General features: G+C 46.6%; 19 protein-coding genes. 10 read left to right on the top strand and 9 right to left on the bottom strand.

The features are described 5' to 3' along the window. Positions 1 to 41: 41 nt before the first annotated feature. From frr to rpsB, 4 genes are all read right to left on the bottom strand, one after another. Entirely contained in the window at positions 42 to 599 is a 558-nt protein-coding gene (gene frr / locus F5971_RS14405; RefSeq protein ID WP_036508277.1) for a ribosome recycling factor, read from the bottom strand. Further along, entirely contained in the window at positions 592 to 1,347 is a 756-nt protein-coding gene (gene pyrH / locus F5971_RS14400; protein ID WP_036508274.1) for a UMP kinase, read from the bottom strand. Before pyrH ends, frr begins: the two co-directional genes overlap by 8 nt. A 114-nt stretch (positions 1,348 to 1,461) precedes the next feature. Further along, positions 1,462 to 2,322, bottom strand: a complete 861-nt coding sequence (tsf, locus tag F5971_RS14395) for a translation elongation factor Ts (RefSeq protein ID WP_193495628.1) — start codon at positions 2,320 to 2,322, stop codon at positions 1,462 to 1,464. Between the two features lie 107 nt (positions 2,323 to 2,429). Continuing rightward, entirely contained in the window at positions 2,430 to 3,164 is a 735-nt protein-coding gene (gene rpsB, locus F5971_RS14390) for a 30S ribosomal protein S2 (protein WP_036508272.1), read from the bottom strand. Between the two features lie 311 nt (positions 3,165 to 3,475). Between rpsB and map the strand changes: the two genes are divergently transcribed. From map to zapB, 6 genes are all read left to right on the top strand, one after another. Further along, complete coding sequence (gene map / locus F5971_RS14385; protein ID WP_036508271.1) at positions 3,476 to 4,246, top strand: type I methionyl aminopeptidase; 771 nt, start codon at positions 3,476 to 3,478, stop codon at positions 4,244 to 4,246. A gap of 25 nt (positions 4,247 to 4,271) precedes the next feature. After that, on the top strand, positions 4,272 to 6,971 hold the full coding sequence (locus F5971_RS14380; protein ID WP_193495626.1) for a [protein-PII] uridylyltransferase: 2,700 nt from the start codon (positions 4,272 to 4,274) through the stop codon (positions 6,969 to 6,971). A gap of 107 nt (positions 6,972 to 7,078) precedes the next feature. Beyond that, positions 7,079 to 7,648: an LPP20 family lipoprotein gene (locus F5971_RS14375; RefSeq protein ID WP_081763719.1), complete on the top strand. Its 570-nt coding sequence runs from the start codon at positions 7,079 to 7,081 to the stop codon at positions 7,646 to 7,648. 50 nt (positions 7,649 to 7,698) lie between these two features. After that, a complete protein-coding gene (locus F5971_RS14370) occupies positions 7,699 to 8,682 on the top strand; it encodes a LysM peptidoglycan-binding domain-containing protein (protein WP_193495624.1) in 984 nt (327 codons plus the stop codon). Between the two features lie 70 nt (positions 8,683 to 8,752). Continuing rightward, positions 8,753 to 9,961, top strand: coding sequence for a flagellar assembly protein T N-terminal domain-containing protein (locus F5971_RS14365; RefSeq protein ID WP_036508263.1), 1,209 nt, complete (start codon positions 8,753 to 8,755; stop codon positions 9,959 to 9,961). A gap of 76 nt (positions 9,962 to 10,037) precedes the next feature. After that, positions 10,038 to 10,232, top strand: coding sequence for a cell division protein ZapB (gene zapB, locus F5971_RS14360; RefSeq protein ID WP_036508260.1), 195 nt, complete (start codon positions 10,038 to 10,040; stop codon positions 10,230 to 10,232). A gap of 56 nt (positions 10,233 to 10,288) precedes the next feature. On the opposite strand, the gene F5971_RS14355 is transcribed toward zapB, so the two are convergent. Next, positions 10,289 to 10,927, bottom strand: a complete 639-nt coding sequence (locus F5971_RS14355) for a YiaD family glycine zipper/OmpA-like lipoprotein (protein ID WP_036508257.1) — start codon at positions 10,925 to 10,927, stop codon at positions 10,289 to 10,291. Between the two features lie 192 nt (positions 10,928 to 11,119). Between F5971_RS14355 and F5971_RS14350 the strand changes: the two genes are divergently transcribed. Then, a complete protein-coding gene (locus F5971_RS14350) occupies positions 11,120 to 13,033 on the top strand; it encodes a beta-ketoacyl synthase (RefSeq protein WP_193495621.1) in 1,914 nt (637 codons plus the stop codon). Positions 13,034 to 13,055: 22 nt separating this feature from the next. After that, positions 13,056 to 13,463 carry a hypothetical protein gene (locus F5971_RS14345; RefSeq protein ID WP_036508253.1) on the top strand — a complete coding sequence of 136 codons (408 nt, stop codon included), beginning with the start codon at positions 13,056 to 13,058 and terminating at the stop codon, positions 13,461 to 13,463. Here the strand turns inward: F5971_RS14345 and F5971_RS14340 are convergent. The 3 genes from F5971_RS14340 to F5971_RS14330 all read right to left on the bottom strand — a co-directional run bounded on the left by F5971_RS14340 (position 13,451) and on the right by F5971_RS14330 (position 16,491). Then, positions 13,451 to 14,227: a TatD family hydrolase gene (locus tag F5971_RS14340; RefSeq protein WP_193495619.1), complete on the bottom strand. Its 777-nt coding sequence runs from the start codon at positions 14,225 to 14,227 to the stop codon at positions 13,451 to 13,453. The genes F5971_RS14345 and F5971_RS14340 overlap by 13 nt on opposite strands. Positions 14,228 to 14,230: 3 nt before the next feature. Next, positions 14,231 to 15,817 (bottom strand): peptide chain release factor 3, encoded by a 1,587-nt coding sequence (locus F5971_RS14335; RefSeq protein WP_036508250.1) that lies wholly within the window; start codon positions 15,815 to 15,817, stop codon positions 14,231 to 14,233. Positions 15,818 to 16,110: 293 nt separating this feature from the next. Beyond that, a complete protein-coding gene (locus tag F5971_RS14330; protein ID WP_036508248.1) occupies positions 16,111 to 16,491 on the bottom strand; it encodes a response regulator in 381 nt (126 codons plus the stop codon). Between the two features lie 245 nt (positions 16,492 to 16,736). Between F5971_RS14330 and F5971_RS14325 the strand changes: the two genes are divergently transcribed. Both F5971_RS14325 and F5971_RS14320 read left to right on the top strand, forming a co-directional pair. Then, positions 16,737 to 17,552 (top strand): alpha/beta fold hydrolase, encoded by an 816-nt coding sequence (locus F5971_RS14325; RefSeq protein ID WP_193495617.1) that lies wholly within the window; start codon positions 16,737 to 16,739, stop codon positions 17,550 to 17,552. Next, the gene (locus F5971_RS14320; RefSeq protein ID WP_193495615.1) at positions 17,549 to 18,073 is read left to right on the top strand and encodes a nitrogen regulation protein NR(II); all 525 of its coding nucleotides are present in this window, start codon (positions 17,549 to 17,551) and stop codon (positions 18,071 to 18,073) included. Before F5971_RS14325 ends, F5971_RS14320 begins: the two co-directional genes overlap by 4 nt. Here F5971_RS14320 and F5971_RS14315 read toward each other — a convergent pair. Then, positions 18,066 to 18,184, bottom strand: a 119-nt coding sequence (locus tag F5971_RS14315) for an IS3 family transposase (RefSeq protein WP_193495613.1), incomplete at its 5' end; no start/stop codon positions are given. The genes F5971_RS14320 and F5971_RS14315 overlap by 8 nt on opposite strands.

Below are 18,184 nucleotides of genomic sequence, written 5' to 3'. Positions count from 1 at the left end.
GACGTCAGCGAGGCTTAGCGCCTCGCGTCCATAAATATTTGTTATATTTCCATTAACTCTGACTCTTTATGAGCCAGCAATGCGTCCACTTCAGCCACATATTTATCGGTTAGTTTTTGAACTAAATCTTGACCGCGACGATCATCATCTTCGCTTATTTCTTTACCCTTAAGGGCGTCTTTAAAACTTGAGTTCGCATCACGGCGTATGTTACGAATTGCGACCTTTGCACCCTCTGCTTCTGCACGCGCTTGGCGTGTATATCCCTTACGCGTCTCTTCAGTTAGAGCAGGCATGGGGACTCGAATCACATCGCCCGATGTATTTGGATTAATTCCCAAATCCGACTTCATGATGGCCTTTTCGATTTCTGGCACCATTTTCTTTTCCCAGGGAACGATGGTGAGCATGCGCGCATCTTCAACCATTACGTTTGCAACCTGCTGAATCGGCACTGGCGAACCATAATAGGACACTTGAATACTATCCAATATACTGGGATGCGCACGCCCTGTACGAATTTTTTTAAAATTGTCTACAAGCGACTCCGTGCTCTTTTTCATACGAACTTCGGCATCGCGGATAATTTCATTAATCATTTGAACCTCCTGCTTCAGGACCTGCATCAATCAACGTACCTTCATCTCCACCCATAACCACATTGACCAGGGCGCCGTGTTTATTCATATTAAACACTCGCACAGGCATATTGTGATCACGCGTGAGACAGATCGCTGTCATGTCCATTACACCTAATTGTTTTTCCAACACCTCGTTAAAACTCAGGTGCGAGTAACGAGTAGCGGTTGGGTCTTTCATCGGATCTGCAGTGTAGACACCGTCAACCTTTGTCGCTTTAAGCACAACATCCGCTTCAATTTCAATTCCGCGCAAACACGCCGCCGAATCCGTCGTAAAGAACGGATTTCCAGTACCTGCTGCGAAAATAACCACATCGTTTTGACGCAGATATCGCATTGCATTTCGACGGTCGTAATGGTCAACCACACCACTCATTGGGATAGCAGACATCACTCGGGTCGCTATATTACAACGTTCAAGCGCATCACGCATCGCGAGGGCATTCATAACTGTCGCCAACATTCCCATGTGATCACCTGTCACACGGTCTAAACCTGCCGCATTCAGTGCCGCTCCACGGAAAAGGTTACCCCCACCAATAACGATACCAACCTGAACACCGATACCAACCAACTGACCTATCTCTAGCGCCATGCGGTTCAACACTTTAGGGTCTATACCAAAGTTTTCGTCACCCAATAATGCTTCACCACTCAGTTTCAGCAAAATACGTTTATATCTTGATTGTTTGTCTGCGCTGGGCATGAGTAGCTTCTCCGCTCGAATAAGATGAGGTAGTGTACAAGAAAAACGAAGACGTCGCGCTGATTTTTTCAGCGCGACAGAAGCAGCCCTGCGAGCGAGGACTACTGAACACGATCAGCCTTTTAGCTGCTCTGCAACTTCAGCAGCGAAGTCTTTTTTCTCAACTTCGATACCTTCACCCACACCGATGCGTACAAACGCAACAACATCAGCGCCAGCTGCTTTTACCAATTGGCCAACGGTCTGCTCTGGGTTTTTAACAAATGCCTGTTCAACCAAGCTGTTTTCAGCAAGGTATTTTTTGATACGACCAACAGCCATTTTTTCTTTGATTTCTTGTGGCTTACCTTCCATATCCGGTTGAGCCATAATAATATCTTTTTCACGATCCAGTTCTTCCTGAGGCATATCTTCAGGACGAACAACACGTGGATTCACTGCTGTTACATGCATTGCAACATCACGCGCAATTTCAGCATCACCCGCTGTTAGCGAAACAACAGTCGCAAGACGGTTGTTGCTATGAACATACGCATCAACAACCGCACCTTCAACCAAGAATGCACGACGAACGCTGATATTTTCACCGATTTTCTGAACCAACGCTTCACGAGCAGACTCAAGATCACCCGCCATCAAGGCCTCGATATCCGTTTGCTTATCAGCAAACGCCTTCGCCAACACGCTTTCAACGAAACCAAGGAAGTTATCATCACGAGCAACGAAGTCAGTCTCTGAGTTCACTTCCAACACAACAGCGTAGCTATTGTCATCAGCAACTTTAACGGCAACAACGCCATCAGCCGCAGTACGACCTGCTTTCTTTGCTGCTTTCATTCCTGATGATTTACGAAGATCGTCAATCGCTCTTTCGATATCGCCTTCTGCTTCAACGAGTGCTTTTTTGCACTCCATCATACCCAGACCAGTACGCTCACGAAGCTCTTTAACCAGGCCTGCAGAGATGTTAGCCATGTTGATTTCCTCTCAAAATTTTTACGTTTATCTGAATCGAAAAAAGGGGAGCCGCGCTCCCCTCATTGCGAATCAATCAAGTTAATCCTGCGAGTGTGACAAACTGATTACTCAGCAGCCTGCTCTTCGACTTCTACGAATTCGCTAACCACACCTACGTTTTGACCAAGACCTTCGATGCACGCATCAGCAACTGACTGAGCATAGATCTGGATAGCACGCAGCGCATCGTCATTACCAGGAATGACGTAATCAACGCCATCTGGGTTGCTATTCGTATCAACGATACCGATAACAGGAATACCCAGTTTGTTCGCTTCGTTGATAGCAATACGTTCATGATCAACATCGATAACGAACAGAGCATCAGGCAAACCGCCCATATCCTTGATACCACCGATTGACAATTCAAGCTTTTGCATTTCGCGAGTACGCACCAATGCTTCTTTCTTGGTCAACTTATCGAAAGTACCGTCTTGTGACATCGCTTCCAATTCACGCAGACGACGGATCGACTGACGAATTGTTTTATAGTTAGTCAACATACCACCTAACCAGCGGTGGTTAACGTAAGGCATACCCGCGCGTTGCGCTTCTTCCCTGATAACCTTGCTTGCCGCACGCTTGGTTCCAACAAACATAATTTTGTTTTTGTTGGACGCCATGTTTTGCACAACATCTAACGCACCATTCAGTGCAGGAAGCGTATGCTCTAGGTTGATGATATGAATTTTGTTACGCGCGCCAAAGATAAACTTGTTCATCTTTGGATTCCAGTAACGAGTCTGGTGACCGAAGTGAACACCTGCTTTTAGCAAGTCACGCATTGAAACTTTTGCCATTGTATCTATTCCTGTAAAAGTGGGTTTAACCTCCACCTATCCCATCTTTCCACTGCAAGCGCAGCACCCAGAAAGTATGTGCCGATAAGTGTGTGTGTTAAGTGTGCTTTACGCACGATTTTTGGGAGGGCATTTTATAGCATAAGATGGCTTTTTTTTAAAGCGTCTGCACTAAAATTCGATTTAAAAAGTCATACAATCCCATCATGAGGCCACTCACTCTACTGAAGAGTTATCACTCACTCTTGAATTTAGCTACAATAGACTATTAGTAACTTTACGTCTGTGAGATTCGGAGCATCTGTAGCACCATGAGCATTACCATTAAAACGCCTGAAGAAATAGGGAAAATGAGAATAGCAGGGCGCCTTGCGGCCGAGGTTCTAGAAATGATTGAACCTTTCGTTAAAGTCGGCGTAACCACTGACGAGCTCAATCAAATTTGTCATGATTATATCGTCAACACCCAAAACGCGATCCCTGCACCACTCAATTACCACGGCTTTCCTAAGTCAATCTGCACGTCAGTCAATCAGGTGGTTTGTCATGGCATCCCGAATGATAAAAAACTTAAAAACGGTGACATCGTCAACATAGACATTACCGTTATTAAGGATGATTATCATGGCGACACCAGCAAAATGTTTTATGTAGGCGACGTCGCACCTCACGCGCAACGCCTATGCGAAGTCACACAAGAGTGCCTTTACAAAGGCATAGAACTTGTCAAGCCCGGGGCTCGCTTGGGTGATATTGGCTTTGTTATCCAGCAACATGCAGAAAAAGCACACTATTCGGTGGTCAGAGAGTACTGCGGCCACGGCATTGGAAAAGAATTCCATGAAGACCCACAGGTGCTTCATTACGGACGTCCGAACACAGGAGATGTGTTACAGGAAGGCATGATTTTCACCATTGAACCTATGATCAATGCTGGCAAGCGTCACGTAAAATTATCCAAACGCGATGGCTGGACAGTAGAGACGGCTGACAAACGTCTTTCAGCACAATGGGAGCACACAATTTTGGTCACGGCGGATGGTTACGAAGTACTCACTCGACGCAACGAAGAATCTTTTTAACACCTTCTGCATCTGGAGATAATCTATGGGCGCTACGAGCCAGTCTGTTTTTGCCGTGCCTGAATATCTTGACCCCTTGGCACTGGAAGACGCCTTAGCCAACACTAAAAACGCGCTTCCTGTGTACCGTCAAGCATTGGACAAAGCCAAGACCTTAATGGACGAAGCCTTCTGCAACCAAGCAGACATACGCAAGCTGATTTATGGCCGCGCATGGATTATCGACCAAATACTCTGCTCCATCTGGAAGCGCTTTGATTGGCCCCATAAAGACAAACTCGCACTCGTAGCTGTCGGCGGATACGGGCGGGGCGAACTGCACCCCTACTCCGATGTTGACATTCTCATTTTAACCGATGGCATTAACCCTGAGACATTCTCTGACACCATTAGTGCGTTTCTAACATTTCTATGGGATATCAAACTCGACATAGGCTCAAGCGTTAGAAGTATTGATGAATGCTATGAAGCCTCCCGTAACGATATCACCATCGCAACCAACCTGATCGAGTCAAGAACCTTAACAGGTAACCCCGACCTACAAATCAACATGTACCAGCGCGTCACATCAGAAGAAGCCTGGTCCGACAAAGAGTTTTTCAAAGCAAAACTTGAAGAACAAAACCAACGCCACGAAAAAACCAACGATACCGCTTACAACTTAGAGCCCAATTTAAAAAACTCACCCGGAGGGCTTCGGGACATCCAGACCATCGGCTGGGTTGCAAAGCGCCACTTTGGAGCAACCTACTTACACGATCTTGTTCACCATGGTTTTTTAACCGACTCCGAACTCGATACGTTAAACAAGGGGGAGCTTTATCTTTGGACGCTGCGTTATGCACTGCACATGATCAGTAAGCGACGTGAAGATCGTCTTTTGTTCGACCATCAGCGCAGCTTGGCCAAGTTTTTTGATTACAAAGATCAAGACAGTGGTTTAGCGGTTGAGCAATTCATGAGCAAATACTACCGAGTGGCGAAAGCCATGTCCGGTTTTAACGATATGCTACTGCAGTATTTCGATGAAGTTATTCTACGCCGCTCAGACAAGCCCCGCATTGAGCCTTTAAACAATCGCTTCAAAATTCATGATGACTACATTGAGGTTGCATACGATCGCGTATTCGAACACCATCCTTTCGCACTCATGGAATTGTTTGTTCTACTGGCGCAGAACCCTCAAATAAAAGGTGTGAGAGCATCGACCATTCGCCTTATCCGCGAGCATCGTCACCTGATTGATGATGAGTTTCGCAACGATCTACGCAACACGTCACTATTCATGGAACTCTTGCGCTCACGCGAAGGGGTTTCGACCCAGCTCAGACGCATGAATCGCTATGGAATTCTTGGTCGCTACCTGCCAGAGTTTGGGCAGGTTGTTGGACAAATGCAGCACGATCTCTTCCATATTTACACGGTCGACGCTCATACCTTAAAAGTCATCCAAATGATGCGTCAATTTCGACATGAGTCCATGCAAGAGCACTTCCCTCTCGCCCACCGCATTATTAATCAACTGCCCAAAATTGAGCTATTGTATATCGCTGGCCTCTACCATGATATCGCTAAAGGGCGAGGCGGTGATCACTCCGAACTGGGCGCTGATGATGTGATTCAATTTTGCAAGCGACATCATATTGGCAAATGGGACACACACTTGCTGGCATGGCTGGTTAAAAACCACTTAAAAATGTCGATGACAGCACAGCGGCGCGATATTTCGGATCCAGATGTTATCAACCAATTTGCACATGAAGTGCGCGATATCATTCATCTAAATTATCTTTATGTACTCACCGTTGCTGACATCAACGCAACCAACCACAGTTTGTGGAACAGCTGGAGAGCGACGCTGCTGCGCCAGCTTTACACGGAAACTAAGCGCGCGTTGAGACGCGGTCTTGAAAACCCGATCAACAAAGAGGATCGCATTGAACAGCTACAGCAAGAAGCGATGATCATGCTCAATCAAATGCAGATGGATGTTGCAGCTGTTCATACATTTTGGGAAATGCTTGGCGATGAATACTTTCTCAGAGAAGATGCGACAAATATTGCATGGCACACCCAAGCCATTCTAGGGCACGGTGACCGTCCGCTACCACTCATCCTTGTGCAAAAAACCTCGTATCGCCTTTACGAAGGCGCGACTGAAATCTTTATTTATGCGGATGACCTTCCCCAGCTTTTTCCAGCGACGGTGGCCGCATTAGACCAACTGCATTTAAACGTGCTGGATGCTCGAATCATCCCGACGGATAATGGCCGCACATTGAACACCTACACTGTATTATCCGAGGACAACAAACCCCTACCGGACAATCCTGAGTACTTAAGCCGAATTCAAACAGCCCTTACCGAAGAACTCGATGACCCCGATGACTTCCCTGAAATCATTCAACGCCGAGTTCCACGCGTGCTTAAGCTGTTCGCCATTCCAACAAGCGTCAATTTAAGCAACGATCCGAGCACACACCAGACCGTATTAGAAGTTTTCACGTCTGATCGTCCCGGACTTCTGGCACGCTTAGGTCGGATTTTCGTTGATTTCAACATTTCAGTCCGCAAAGCAAAAATTTCAAATGTTGGCGAGCGAGTCGAAGACTTTTTCTTTATCACGGATGCCACAGGACACCCGATTAGCGACCCTGATTTATGCGCAAGACTGCAACAGACCATTTGTGAAAAACTTGACGAACACATTCAACACTCTAACTAACTTGTTTAAAACGAAAAAACGGGTAAAGTAATATTAATGATGGCCGATATATATTCCGAAAAAATTAAAATGCCTCCGCATTCGGTTCTCTGAACTAAGGACTTGTTATGACGAATACATTCAAACTATTACTGTCAGCCCTTGCTCTATCAACCTTAGCAGGTTGTGCCCATCAAGTACCGGGATGCAGAACAACTGCATGTGGCGACATGATCGGATCACCCGATAGCAGCTGTGTAAGATCGTCGCGTTGCGATCAATTGATCATCCCAGACGAACAGGTCTTAAACGTTGTTGGCTATGGCGCACCCCGCAATACCTTTGAAAGTGCACCGCAGCGCCGCTTGATGGCACTGAGAGCCTCTGAAGTCGATGCGTACCGCAAAATGGCAGAGCAAGTCTCTGGCGTCCATATTTTTGGGGATACCAGCGTTGATAACTTTGTAGCCAATCATGATCGACTCAGAACCCGATTAAACAGCTTCATTCAAGGTGCCACCATTACACACCAAGAGTTCCAAGAGGACGGCGTTGCAATCACCTACATGGCGCTAAAGATTAGCCGTTCTGAGCTGCGCAGACTCCTTGAGTCCGAAAGACTCTACCACACTCGTGGACATGGCCTGATTCAAGGTAGCGCATACCGTGATACCCTTTATTACGCACCACGCTACTAACAGTCTCTCTGTCACAAGGATGTGGCCTGACCATCGGATAGGGTTCATACATGCTTAGACGCATTTTCATTCCATCACTGCTCACTTTCATGCTGATTGCCTCGAGTCATGCGAACAGTCAGGCATCATCTATGACGTATCAAGTCCAAGCGGGTGACACGCTCAGCGCTCTAGCGAAGACGCACCTTGGAGATGAACGCAGATGGAGGGAAATTTGGTCTTTAAATCCACAATTACGCAACCCCAATGCCCTTCGCGCTGGCAGCAGCCTCCTTTTGCCTACGTCTGCCACACATAATGCAGGGCAACTGAGCACCCAGACGCATCCATCAAGAGAAGCGCTAGCGCAGCAATACCGAGCCGCCGTTCGTGACGAGGTCGCGGGAGGGTCCCTGCAGCGCTTTGCTGATCGACGCACACTCGCTACCGATGCCCAACTCGCCCAAGCTCCACGCGTGCAAGCCAATCTTAGTGAAGGACAGGCGCAGGTTATGTACGCCTCAAATGTCTCCAGCCTGTACAATATTGGCGAGCGTTACCCGGTATATGCCGTCCAAGAATCCCATACTGTCACTCAGAATCAGGCCATCCATGAGTTACTCCGTGTGGGTGAAGCACAACTAATGCATAAAGAAGCTGATCGGGCCAAATTCCACTTAATGAGTCAAGCGCCCAACCGACAAGAATCCACTCTTTACGTACTACCCTCAAACCCGTATAGAAACTTGCAAACCAGTGCCATTCGTGAGCCCCACTCCCCCGGCAACAACGAAATGCGTATTACCCGTGTTTTCCACAACGAACCCGACGGAGTGTATGTACTCTTGAACCAAGGCACCAATCAGGGCGTCGGTGCTGGACGCCTTGCGCACTACTATAAAAAAGATTTCGTTAGCGAAGAGCAAGGCCGGTTGATTGAGTACCCAACAAGTCCTGCAGGGGTTTTACTGGTGTTCAAGACCTTTGAAAACAGTAGCTTTGCGAAGGTTTTAAGTGCACAACGCATCCCAGCACCGGATGATCGTGTCAACTGACGGCAAATGATTGCAGAAACAGACTAAATTATCTAACGTATACCTTTCCGTACTCTTTGGATAATCTGCAATGTGGTGTTTAAGACTCGTACTGACAAGCCTACTCCTTCTCTCGTTCAATGCGTGGGCGGATCTTGTTGTTGAAGCAGATGGCAGTGCAAGCATCATCAACGGTGACTTGATCAGTGCGCGTAGAACTGCAATCGCTCATGCAGCAGAAGCTGCTGCCATGCGTAGTTCAGCTTATGTTTCATCCACATCGATTGTTCGAAATGGAACCATTGAGATCGATAACGTTCGAATGACATCACTCGGGCGCGTAAGTAACATTCAAGTCATCAACGAACGCGTTATCGACAACGTTTTATTTCTGCGTATTCGTGCTGATGTCAGTATGGATGAAGGCTGCTCCGGCGATATTAACGAAGTCGCTTACCATAAAAAAGTAGCCTTTACCGCTTTCCCCTTACAACACCCCATCCATGCAAACACAGGTGGTCTGCATAAAATTGTGCACCAAATGCCCGACCTACTCGCACAACAAGTTCTTCAACAGCCCGGATTCGACACACACCTTGCAACGCATATGACGCTTCATCCAAATCTAAACAATGCTCCCACTCAAACCTTAGATGATGGAACGCTCACCAATATTCAACGTCACACCGAACAAACGCAAGTGCAGTACATCGTGTCAGGCGTAATACGCGATATGCAGCCTCTAAGCCCGATTGGTCCAAGAGAGCCCAACCTTCTGGTTGATCTTTACCATCGTATGGATCAGACCCATACTCGTCATCAACGCAATTTTGTCTTTGACTTGTTTATCCATGATGCTCTCACGGGTGCTCTTTTCTATCGACAGAGCTATAGCACGAGTGGCCGCTGGAATGCGGGACAAAAACAAACAGGGTTTGCGACTCAAGCCTTCTGGCAAGAAGACTATGGTATTCAAGTGTTGAATCTGTTGCGCCAAGCCAGCTTAGACATCCGTGATCAGTTACGCTGCCAACCCTTTAGTGCGCGCATCACCCGCGCTGAAAATGATCGGTTGTGGATAAATGCGGGTGCCATGAGCGGTTTGAAGGCTGGCGATCGACTCAGTGTTTACCGTCGCATGACCTATTACGACCCACTTCATATGCCGTATGCCGAGCTTAATAATACGCATGTCACGCTTACGCTTGATAATGTTCAACCCAATTTTGCCAGCGGCCGGATTAATGATTCATCTCAGAATGTAAATATACAAGTCGATGATATCGTTAGAAGCCACTGAGGTGTTGACAGGCTGCTCGACTCGCCTTAGGCTTCCTGACTTTTACACCCTTACCTGAAAGTGAACGGAGCCCAACATGCAAAGCGAGCTGTTTAACCAGCTAGAAGAAAAAATTGAAAGTCTGATTGAAGAGGTTGAAACACTTCGTCTTGAAATCAGTGAGCTAAAAGGCGCTCAAACCGCACTTGAACATGAACGCAATCACACACAAGATAGACTGCAAGCGCTATTAGGTAAGTTTGACCGTTTAGCAGACAGTGCCGATCTTTGATTGTTTAAGTAGCTTGGACCTTTTCCAAGCTACTTAATACACTTGAGCCTAGGGCTTTATTGACCGCGGATGTTTATTTCAACGCGACGGTTGAGAGCACGACCATGGGCTGTTGAGTTATCCGCAACCGGACGACTCGGACCGTAGCCAACCGCATTTACCCTCATCGGACTTACACCAGAAGAAATTAAACGCTGGGATACACTCTGAGCACGTCTTTCTGATAAAGACTGGTTATATTGCAAAGCACCCGTACTGTCCGTATGGCCCTCTACATTGATGTAGGTTTGATCATACTGGCGTAACACATTGGCAACGGAGTCTAGCGTTTGATAGAAAGAAGGGTCTATCCGATCCTCATTGGTTGCAAAGGTAATACTGCCTGGCATAACCAATTGGATTTCATCACCCACACGATTGACATCAACGCCCGAACCTTGCAACTGCTGACGCAATTGCGCCTCTTGTTGATCCATATAATACCCAATACCGCCACCCACCGCGGCACCTAATAAGGCACCAACCAAGGCGCCTTCATTGCGATTCCCCTTACCTGCAACAGCCGCGCCCAGTGCTGCTCCACCCAGCGCACCGCCCGCGCCGCCACGAACCGTATTTCCACCCGCAGGCTGCATGGTTGTACATCCACCCACAAGCGCGGCTGAAGCCAACACCACTGCTATTTTTTTAATCATTATGAACTCCTAAGACTGCTATGTATTGATAAGCGCTATCTAAAACCAGTTTAGCTTAACCTTTGATTAAGCGCCCATATTATCGACAAACTCAAACAATCACTTGCCGAGAATACTGGTATGGATCTGCCTGAAGGGATAAAATACGGTGATTGAACGTTCATTTGCATTAGCCCATCAAGGAGCCACCCCTTGTCACAGCTTCCTGTTATCGTCGGTTTCGGCGGCATCAACCCAGCCGGAAGATCCTCTTCCCATCATGCGTATCGCCGCTTAATTTTAGATCAACTTGACGCTAACAGTCGAAATGAAACACTTGTATCGCTTGCGTCGCTCATGGGGCTCATCCGTTTTAATAATGGTCAGTTTGAGGATCAACTCGGCGACGTCATTTCGTTTCCTGATTTTCCGATGGGGCTCACGCAGCAGATCTTAGACAACACGCTCATCCGTCGAATCCATCCCGACTGGTTTGATGTGAATCATCTTCTTTTCAATCGCCCTGCCACTCTGCAAGGCAGTGATGGCTCACTGGTTTTCAAATTACGCAATAAGCATTTACCGGCACAGATCCCGGCCAACTGGATACTCACTCCCCTAAACACTAGCGAAACTCAAGTCAGTATTCAGGGTGGCTGTGATGTCTTGTTTAATGACACACGGGTTGCTGCGGTTCAAAGTGCAGGCATGCTACCCACCGGTTTTGATCCAGGCAAACTGTATCAATCTCGCAACCATCCTCGTGGCTTACAAATGAGCGTCTTTGCTGCATCCGATGCCTTACGTTCGGTAGGGATCGATTATGACTCAATCGCAGCACGCCTTTCGCCCGATCAGATCGCTGTCTTTGCGAGTAATTCAATCGGACAACTGGATGACAATGGGTTTGGTGGATTAACCAAATTTGCCGCCTTAGGCAAAAGAACCACGTCAAAGCAAATGCCGTTGGGTTATGCTCAAATGCCTGCAGACTTTATTAATGCGTATTTACTCGGCAATGCGGGCATGACTGGAGGCGCCTTAGGAGCCTGTGCGACCTTCTTGTACAACCTTTACAATGGTGTTCAAGAAATACGAAGCGGTCGTCGCAAACTTGTACTTGTTGGCGGAAGCGATGCCCCCGTCACGCCTGAAATCATCGAAGGTTTCAGAGCCATGGGCGCCTTGGCTGAAGACAAGTATCTACAAGCGCTTGATAACCTAGAATCCTTGAGCAATGCGGACTACCGTAAAGCATGTCGCCCATTTGGTAATAACTGTGGTTTTACCATCGGTGAGTCCAGCCAATACCTCGTGCTCATGAGCGACGATCTGGCCATTGAAACAGGTGCACAGATTTTTGGTGCAATTGGCGATGTGTATGTTCACGCCGATGGCCATAAAAAATCCATTTCAGCCCCCGGTATTGGCAACTACATGACGCTTGGAAAGGCCGCTTCCTTTATCCGAAAGATGCTGGGAGAGACGTCTCTCAAAGAACGTAGTTTTGTCCAGGCGCATGGCACGAGCACACCTCAGAATAGAGTCACAGAATCTCATGTTATTAATGAGACCGCCAAAGCCTTTGGTATTGAACACTGGAACGTATCCGCGGTTAAGGCCTTTGTGGGACACTCACAAGGCTGCGCAGGTGGTGACCAAATTATGGCCTCTCTAGGTGTTTGGCAATACGGCATTCTTCCAGGTCTGATCACAACACCCGCTATCGCCGACGATGTGCATCACAGTCATTTGAATTTATCCTTACAGCATCAGAATGTCGGTCCAAAAGGAATGGACAGTGCAATCATTAATGCCAAAGGTTTTGGGGGTAACAATGCAAGTGCCGTTTTGCTCTCGCCACATGTTGTCAACCAAATGCTGGAAAAACGCTACTCGAAAGACGTCTTGAGCACGTGGCGAAATAAGCAAGAATCGACCCTTGCGCAGGCACAGCAATATGACCAAGATAGCCAAAAAGGTCTCAGCAAGCCGATCTATTTATACGATAATCATGTTCTCAATGGCGAAGACCTCGGTATTAGTGACACTGAAATCAAGCTACCTGGTTACGAGCACGCGATTTCAATTGACGTTGAAAACCCCTATGCGGATTTTCAAAAATAAGTTTTAGCATGGAGCATTAGTTGTGAAAAAACGATTTCTCGCCTTAGCCCCCCTAGTCTTGCTGTCGGGCTGTTTGAGTCTTGGGCAAACGCAACCTAACGAGAACAGTGCACATAACCGCTACTACACGCTTGATGCTCAAGCATTACGCCTGTGCCAAGGGGACAGTCGCACACAGTGTTTTGAGCTAAACAGAATCGCTGGGGCTCGCTTCATGTTCAAACCCATTGAAGATAAGTACGGTCAGACTGTTCAACGTCCAAATTACCCGAGAAGCCTAGCCATGATGCTCATTAATCCTCCGGATCAAAGCTATGTCAGTGAGCGTGTTGATGTAGACGGTCAAATCTATCGACTGCCTGCCAATGACCACACGAATTTGGCATGGCGTACTATCGATAATATTTTCAAAACCATTTACAGTAAGTAATTCACACCAAAACACTGCCGAGCATTACGATTCGTTTGCTCAGCGACATCCTCAAGACTGACACCACTGAGCTCTGCAAATGTTTCAGCAACCCGACGCACTTGAGACGGTGTGTTGGGTTGCCCTTGAAACCCTTGCAAAGGCATATCCGGAGAGTCCGTTTCAAGCACCCACCATTTAAGTGGTAAACGCTGCACTAACCCTTGAAGCTTTGTCGCCCGCGAATAGGTTAAGCTTCCTCCCATCCCTAGATAAAAGCCAAGTTTGGCATATTCGCGCGCCTGCTGCTCACTTCCTGAAAACGCATGCACCACACCTCCCGCTTCTCCCCGCACCCGCCTTAAGCGAGAGAGCACCAAATCATGCGCCTTAACAACATGCAAGATCACAGGCTTGCCTAAACGTCTCGCTAACAGGAGCTGCTCATCAAACAAAGCAAGCTGGACCTCCATTGCCGCCATCCCCTCTCTGGCATCAAGACCTATTTCACCTAAGGCACAGACACGGGAATGAGAGAGTAAGCCTTGCAGTACATCTAGATCGCTGCGCTGATGCACTGAAATAAAGCAAGGATGCAGCCCTAAGGCTGGATAAATGCAGGGAAAATCGTTGGCCAATTGCAAAACGTTTTGAAAGCGGGCACGTATCACACTGGGTACAACAAATTGTCGAACACCCACTTGCAGGGCCTGTTCGACAATCTGCTGACGGCAATCATCAAACACTTCAAAGTCTAAATGACAATGGGTGTCAATGAGATGCATAGCTTAGTGCTCGCGTGTTGCTCTGAAAGCAATATCAGGCCAACGTTCTTGTGTTAAGGATAGATTAACTCGGGTAGGGGCTAAATAGGTTAAGAGCCCTGCACCATCAAGGGCAAGGTTTTCATACCCCTTACGCTTAAATTCTTCAAGCATTTTGGTATCCTTGCACTCAACCCAACGGGCTGTCTGAACAGAAACACCTTCGTATAAGCACTCGACTTTGTATTCATCCTGAAGACGATACACCACGACTTCGAACTGCAGCTGCCCGACCGCGCCTAAAATCAAGTCATTGTTCTTCAGCGGCATAAACAATTGCACCGCACCTTCTTCTGATAACTGCTGCAAGCCTTTCTGCAACTGCTTCATTTTTAATGGATCTTTGGGGCGAACACGCCGAAACATTTCAGGGGCGAAGTGAGGAATACCTGTAAACTTAAGCACTTCACCTGCCGTAAAGGTATCGCCAATTTGTATCGTGCCGTGATTGTGTAAGCCGATAATGTCACCTGACCACGCCTCTTCAACATTTTCACGATCTCCGGCTAAAAACGTCACGGCATCGGCGATCCGAACCTCTTTGCCTGTGCGCACATGGCGCATTTTCATACCGCGAGTATAACTGCCTGAACAAATGCGCATAAATGCAATGCGATCTCGGTGTTTCGGATCCATATTCGCTTGAATTTTGAAAACGAAGCCACTGAAAGTTTCTTCTCTCGCATCGACAGGTCGAGTTTCAGTCGGTCGCGCGGGTGGTGCAGGAGCCCACTCAACAAAATCCGTTAGCATTTCACGAACACCAAAATTGCCCAGCGCTGTTCCAAAAAATACAGGTGTTAGTTTTCCGTCAAGGTAGGCCTGTTGATCCCAAGCATGAGTGGCACCCTTAACCAACTCGATCTCATCAACAAAATTCTCGTACTCATCGTCTAACAAGGCTTTGGCTTCATCGCTGGCAAGTCCATGAATACGACGATCATCCTGCAAGGTATGCCCCTGCCCAGAGGTGTATAGGTGCAGAGTATCGGTGTACAAGTTGTATACGCCTTTAAACCATTTTCCCGAACCTATTGGCCAGTTGATTGGAGCGGCTTCTATCTTCAGTACTTGCTCAATCTCATCAAGCAAATCAATTGGATCACGAATGTCGCGGTCGAGTTTGTTTACAAACGAAAATATGGGCGTGTCGCGCAAACGACAAACCTCCATCAATTTAATGGTACGTTCCTCAACCCCTTTAGCGCCATCGACCACCATCAATGCCGAATCAACAGCCGTTAGGGTACGATAGGTGTCCTCTGAGAAGTCTTCGTGTCCAGGCGTATCCAGAAGATTAACCGTGCGTCCGTTAAACGGAAACTGCATCACCGAGGAGGTAATAGAAATCCCCCTTTCTTGCTCCATCGTCATCCAGTCTGACGTCGCATGGCGATCACTGCCACGCCCTTTCACTGTACCAGCGACCTGAATCAACTGGCCGAGTAAGAGTAATTTTTCGGTAATCGTGGTTTTACCCGCATCAGGGTGGGAGATGATAGCAAAAGTGCGTCGTTTGTTAACTTCGTTAATAAAATTCTGGTGTGACATTAAATGATTCTTTTGATTTGAATGCAGATATATCAACCTTTATTAGACCATGCAAATTGCGTACACACGAATGGCCTAGTAGGTTAATGATGAATGACGGCTATTTTCGCTGATCTTGCACCGATACACAATCTATCTAGTAACCGAAGCACGCACAATAACGTGCCTACCGCTTGGGTAGGTGTTCAACGTTTGAAACACTAGGCCATCACCAACACTTCTGGTGCCTGACACCTCAGTAGACAAAGAAGCTTAGAAAAGAGCAATAAAGGATCATCCACTTACGTGAATCGTTAACTCTGAGACAAAAAAATAGACGTTAATTGATCACCAAGGCATGCTGCATCAAAGGGTTTTTCTATAACAGAAACAGCTCCTGCCTTAAGGTATTGTTGCTTTTCATTCTCTTGAACCCTTGCTGTCATGAAGACAACAGGCGTACGTTGTGTTTCACTTTTAATTCGAATCCGTCGCAAGGTTTCCAAGCCATCCATCTCAGGCATCATCACATCAAGCAAAATCAAATCAGGCTGGAAATGTTCTAGCCGTTCTATAGCCTCTTGACCACTTGATGTTGAAACCAGCGTAAACCCTGAAAGATCAACCAGTGCAATTTCTACAATATCTCTAATCGACTCATCATCATCTACATGTAGAATTTTTTTCAGTTGCATGATTGCCCCCATACCCGCACTAGGATCCGTCTGGTTACACTATAGCTCAAATTTAGTTAAAAATGTTTCAGTCCAACCTGAAGTATTTCATTCATCCACGATTAGGTGAACAAAAATACGCTATAGTTCACTTAGATTTTGTCTATTCAATGCGACATTCAAAATGCGCTAGTCGGCAAAACCATCCACCTCAATCGTTATTTTCTTACATCACAGAAAGCCTCTTAGGCCCAACAGGGAAAAACATGGACATTCTACTTCGTAACAATGTCAAAATATCGGGTGACCCAACGCAACCCACGATACTTTACGCCCACGGCTTTGGTTGCAGTCAAGCCATGTGGTCTAGCATAACACCCGCGTTTGACACTCAATCACAGCAAATACTTTTTGACTATGTAGGCAGTGGCCAGTCTGACGTTCGTCACTATTGTTTCAATCGCTACGAAACGCCTGCAGGATATGCTCAGGATATTCTTGAAATTTGCGATGCCTTAGACATTCATCAGGACATCATTTTCGTAGGTCACTCAGTGAGTTGCAGCATAGGCATACTGGCTGCGAACGCTCGACCACACCTCTTTAAAAAAATGATACTTTTGGGTCCTTCACCTTGCTTCTTAAACCTTCCTCCAGAGTATCTCGGTGGATTTGATCGTGAAGACCTAGAAGGTTTACTTGATCTAATGGATCAAAACTATTTAGGTTGGGCAAGCTATTTAGCACCCATTGTTGCTGGCGTGAGTACCGCCTCAGAGATTTCCGGTCGATTATCTGAAAGTTTTTGCTCTACAGATCCAATCATCACACGCCACTTTGCAAACGCAACGTTTTTTTCTGATAACCGTCAAGACTTTTCAAACTTAAAAGTACCAAGCCTAATCCTTCAACACAAAGAAGATGCGCTTGTTCCATTATCAGTTGGAGATTACGTCCATCAAAAAATAGAACACAGTAGATTAAATGTTCTAAATGTTGCAGGTCATGCCGCACATATGAGTCATCCTTCACTGGTTATTGAAGCCATGAGCGACTATCTAAAACCGGAATTTTCCCTTTGAAAGTCAACTTAGAACTCAACGCACTTCCCTGCTCTGTCATTGTTACTGACCTATCAGGTCACATCGTATTTATCAATGATTTCGCACTGACATCTCTAGGACTCACGCTTCCTTTAACGACCCATACAATTGAAGCGCTTTTTCCATCATCTGCAAAGATTTTCCTTCATACACATCTATGGCCTTTATTGCGCAACGACGGTGCTATCAATGAAATCTACTTAAAAATGAATCGAACTCATCAATCTCCTTTACCGGTTCTATTAAACGTATCGAAAGGTGACTTCAAAGAGTGCTCATGCTACTTCTGGGTTATTTTCCCTGCAGAACAAAGAGCCAGCTTTGAACAAGAGCTTTTAAGCACTCGAAAACAATTGCAGCTCTTGGCGAAGGATGCAGACGAGAGCCGCTATATGCTTCAAACTGTTTTGGATGGAACACAAGACATAGGAATATTGGCTGTTTCAAACTTGGGACTCATTCGCTTTGCAAATACAGGCATGACTGTACTGGTCAACTAAAACCGGACACTTTTTTTAGCTCGTTTTCATAATCCACCGGCGTTTTGTCGCCATTGGCTGTGTGCAGTCTTTCCAAGTTGTAATATCGCATATATTCAGCGACATCTTTTT

Origin of the sequence: Nitrincola alkalisediminis, assembly GCF_009821115.1 — a bacterium.
Lineage (GTDB): Bacteria > Pseudomonadota > Gammaproteobacteria > Pseudomonadales > Balneatricaceae > Nitrincola > Nitrincola alkalisediminis.
Note: the sequence above shows the minus strand (reverse complement) of the source record. Positions and strands in the feature narration are given on the sequence as shown.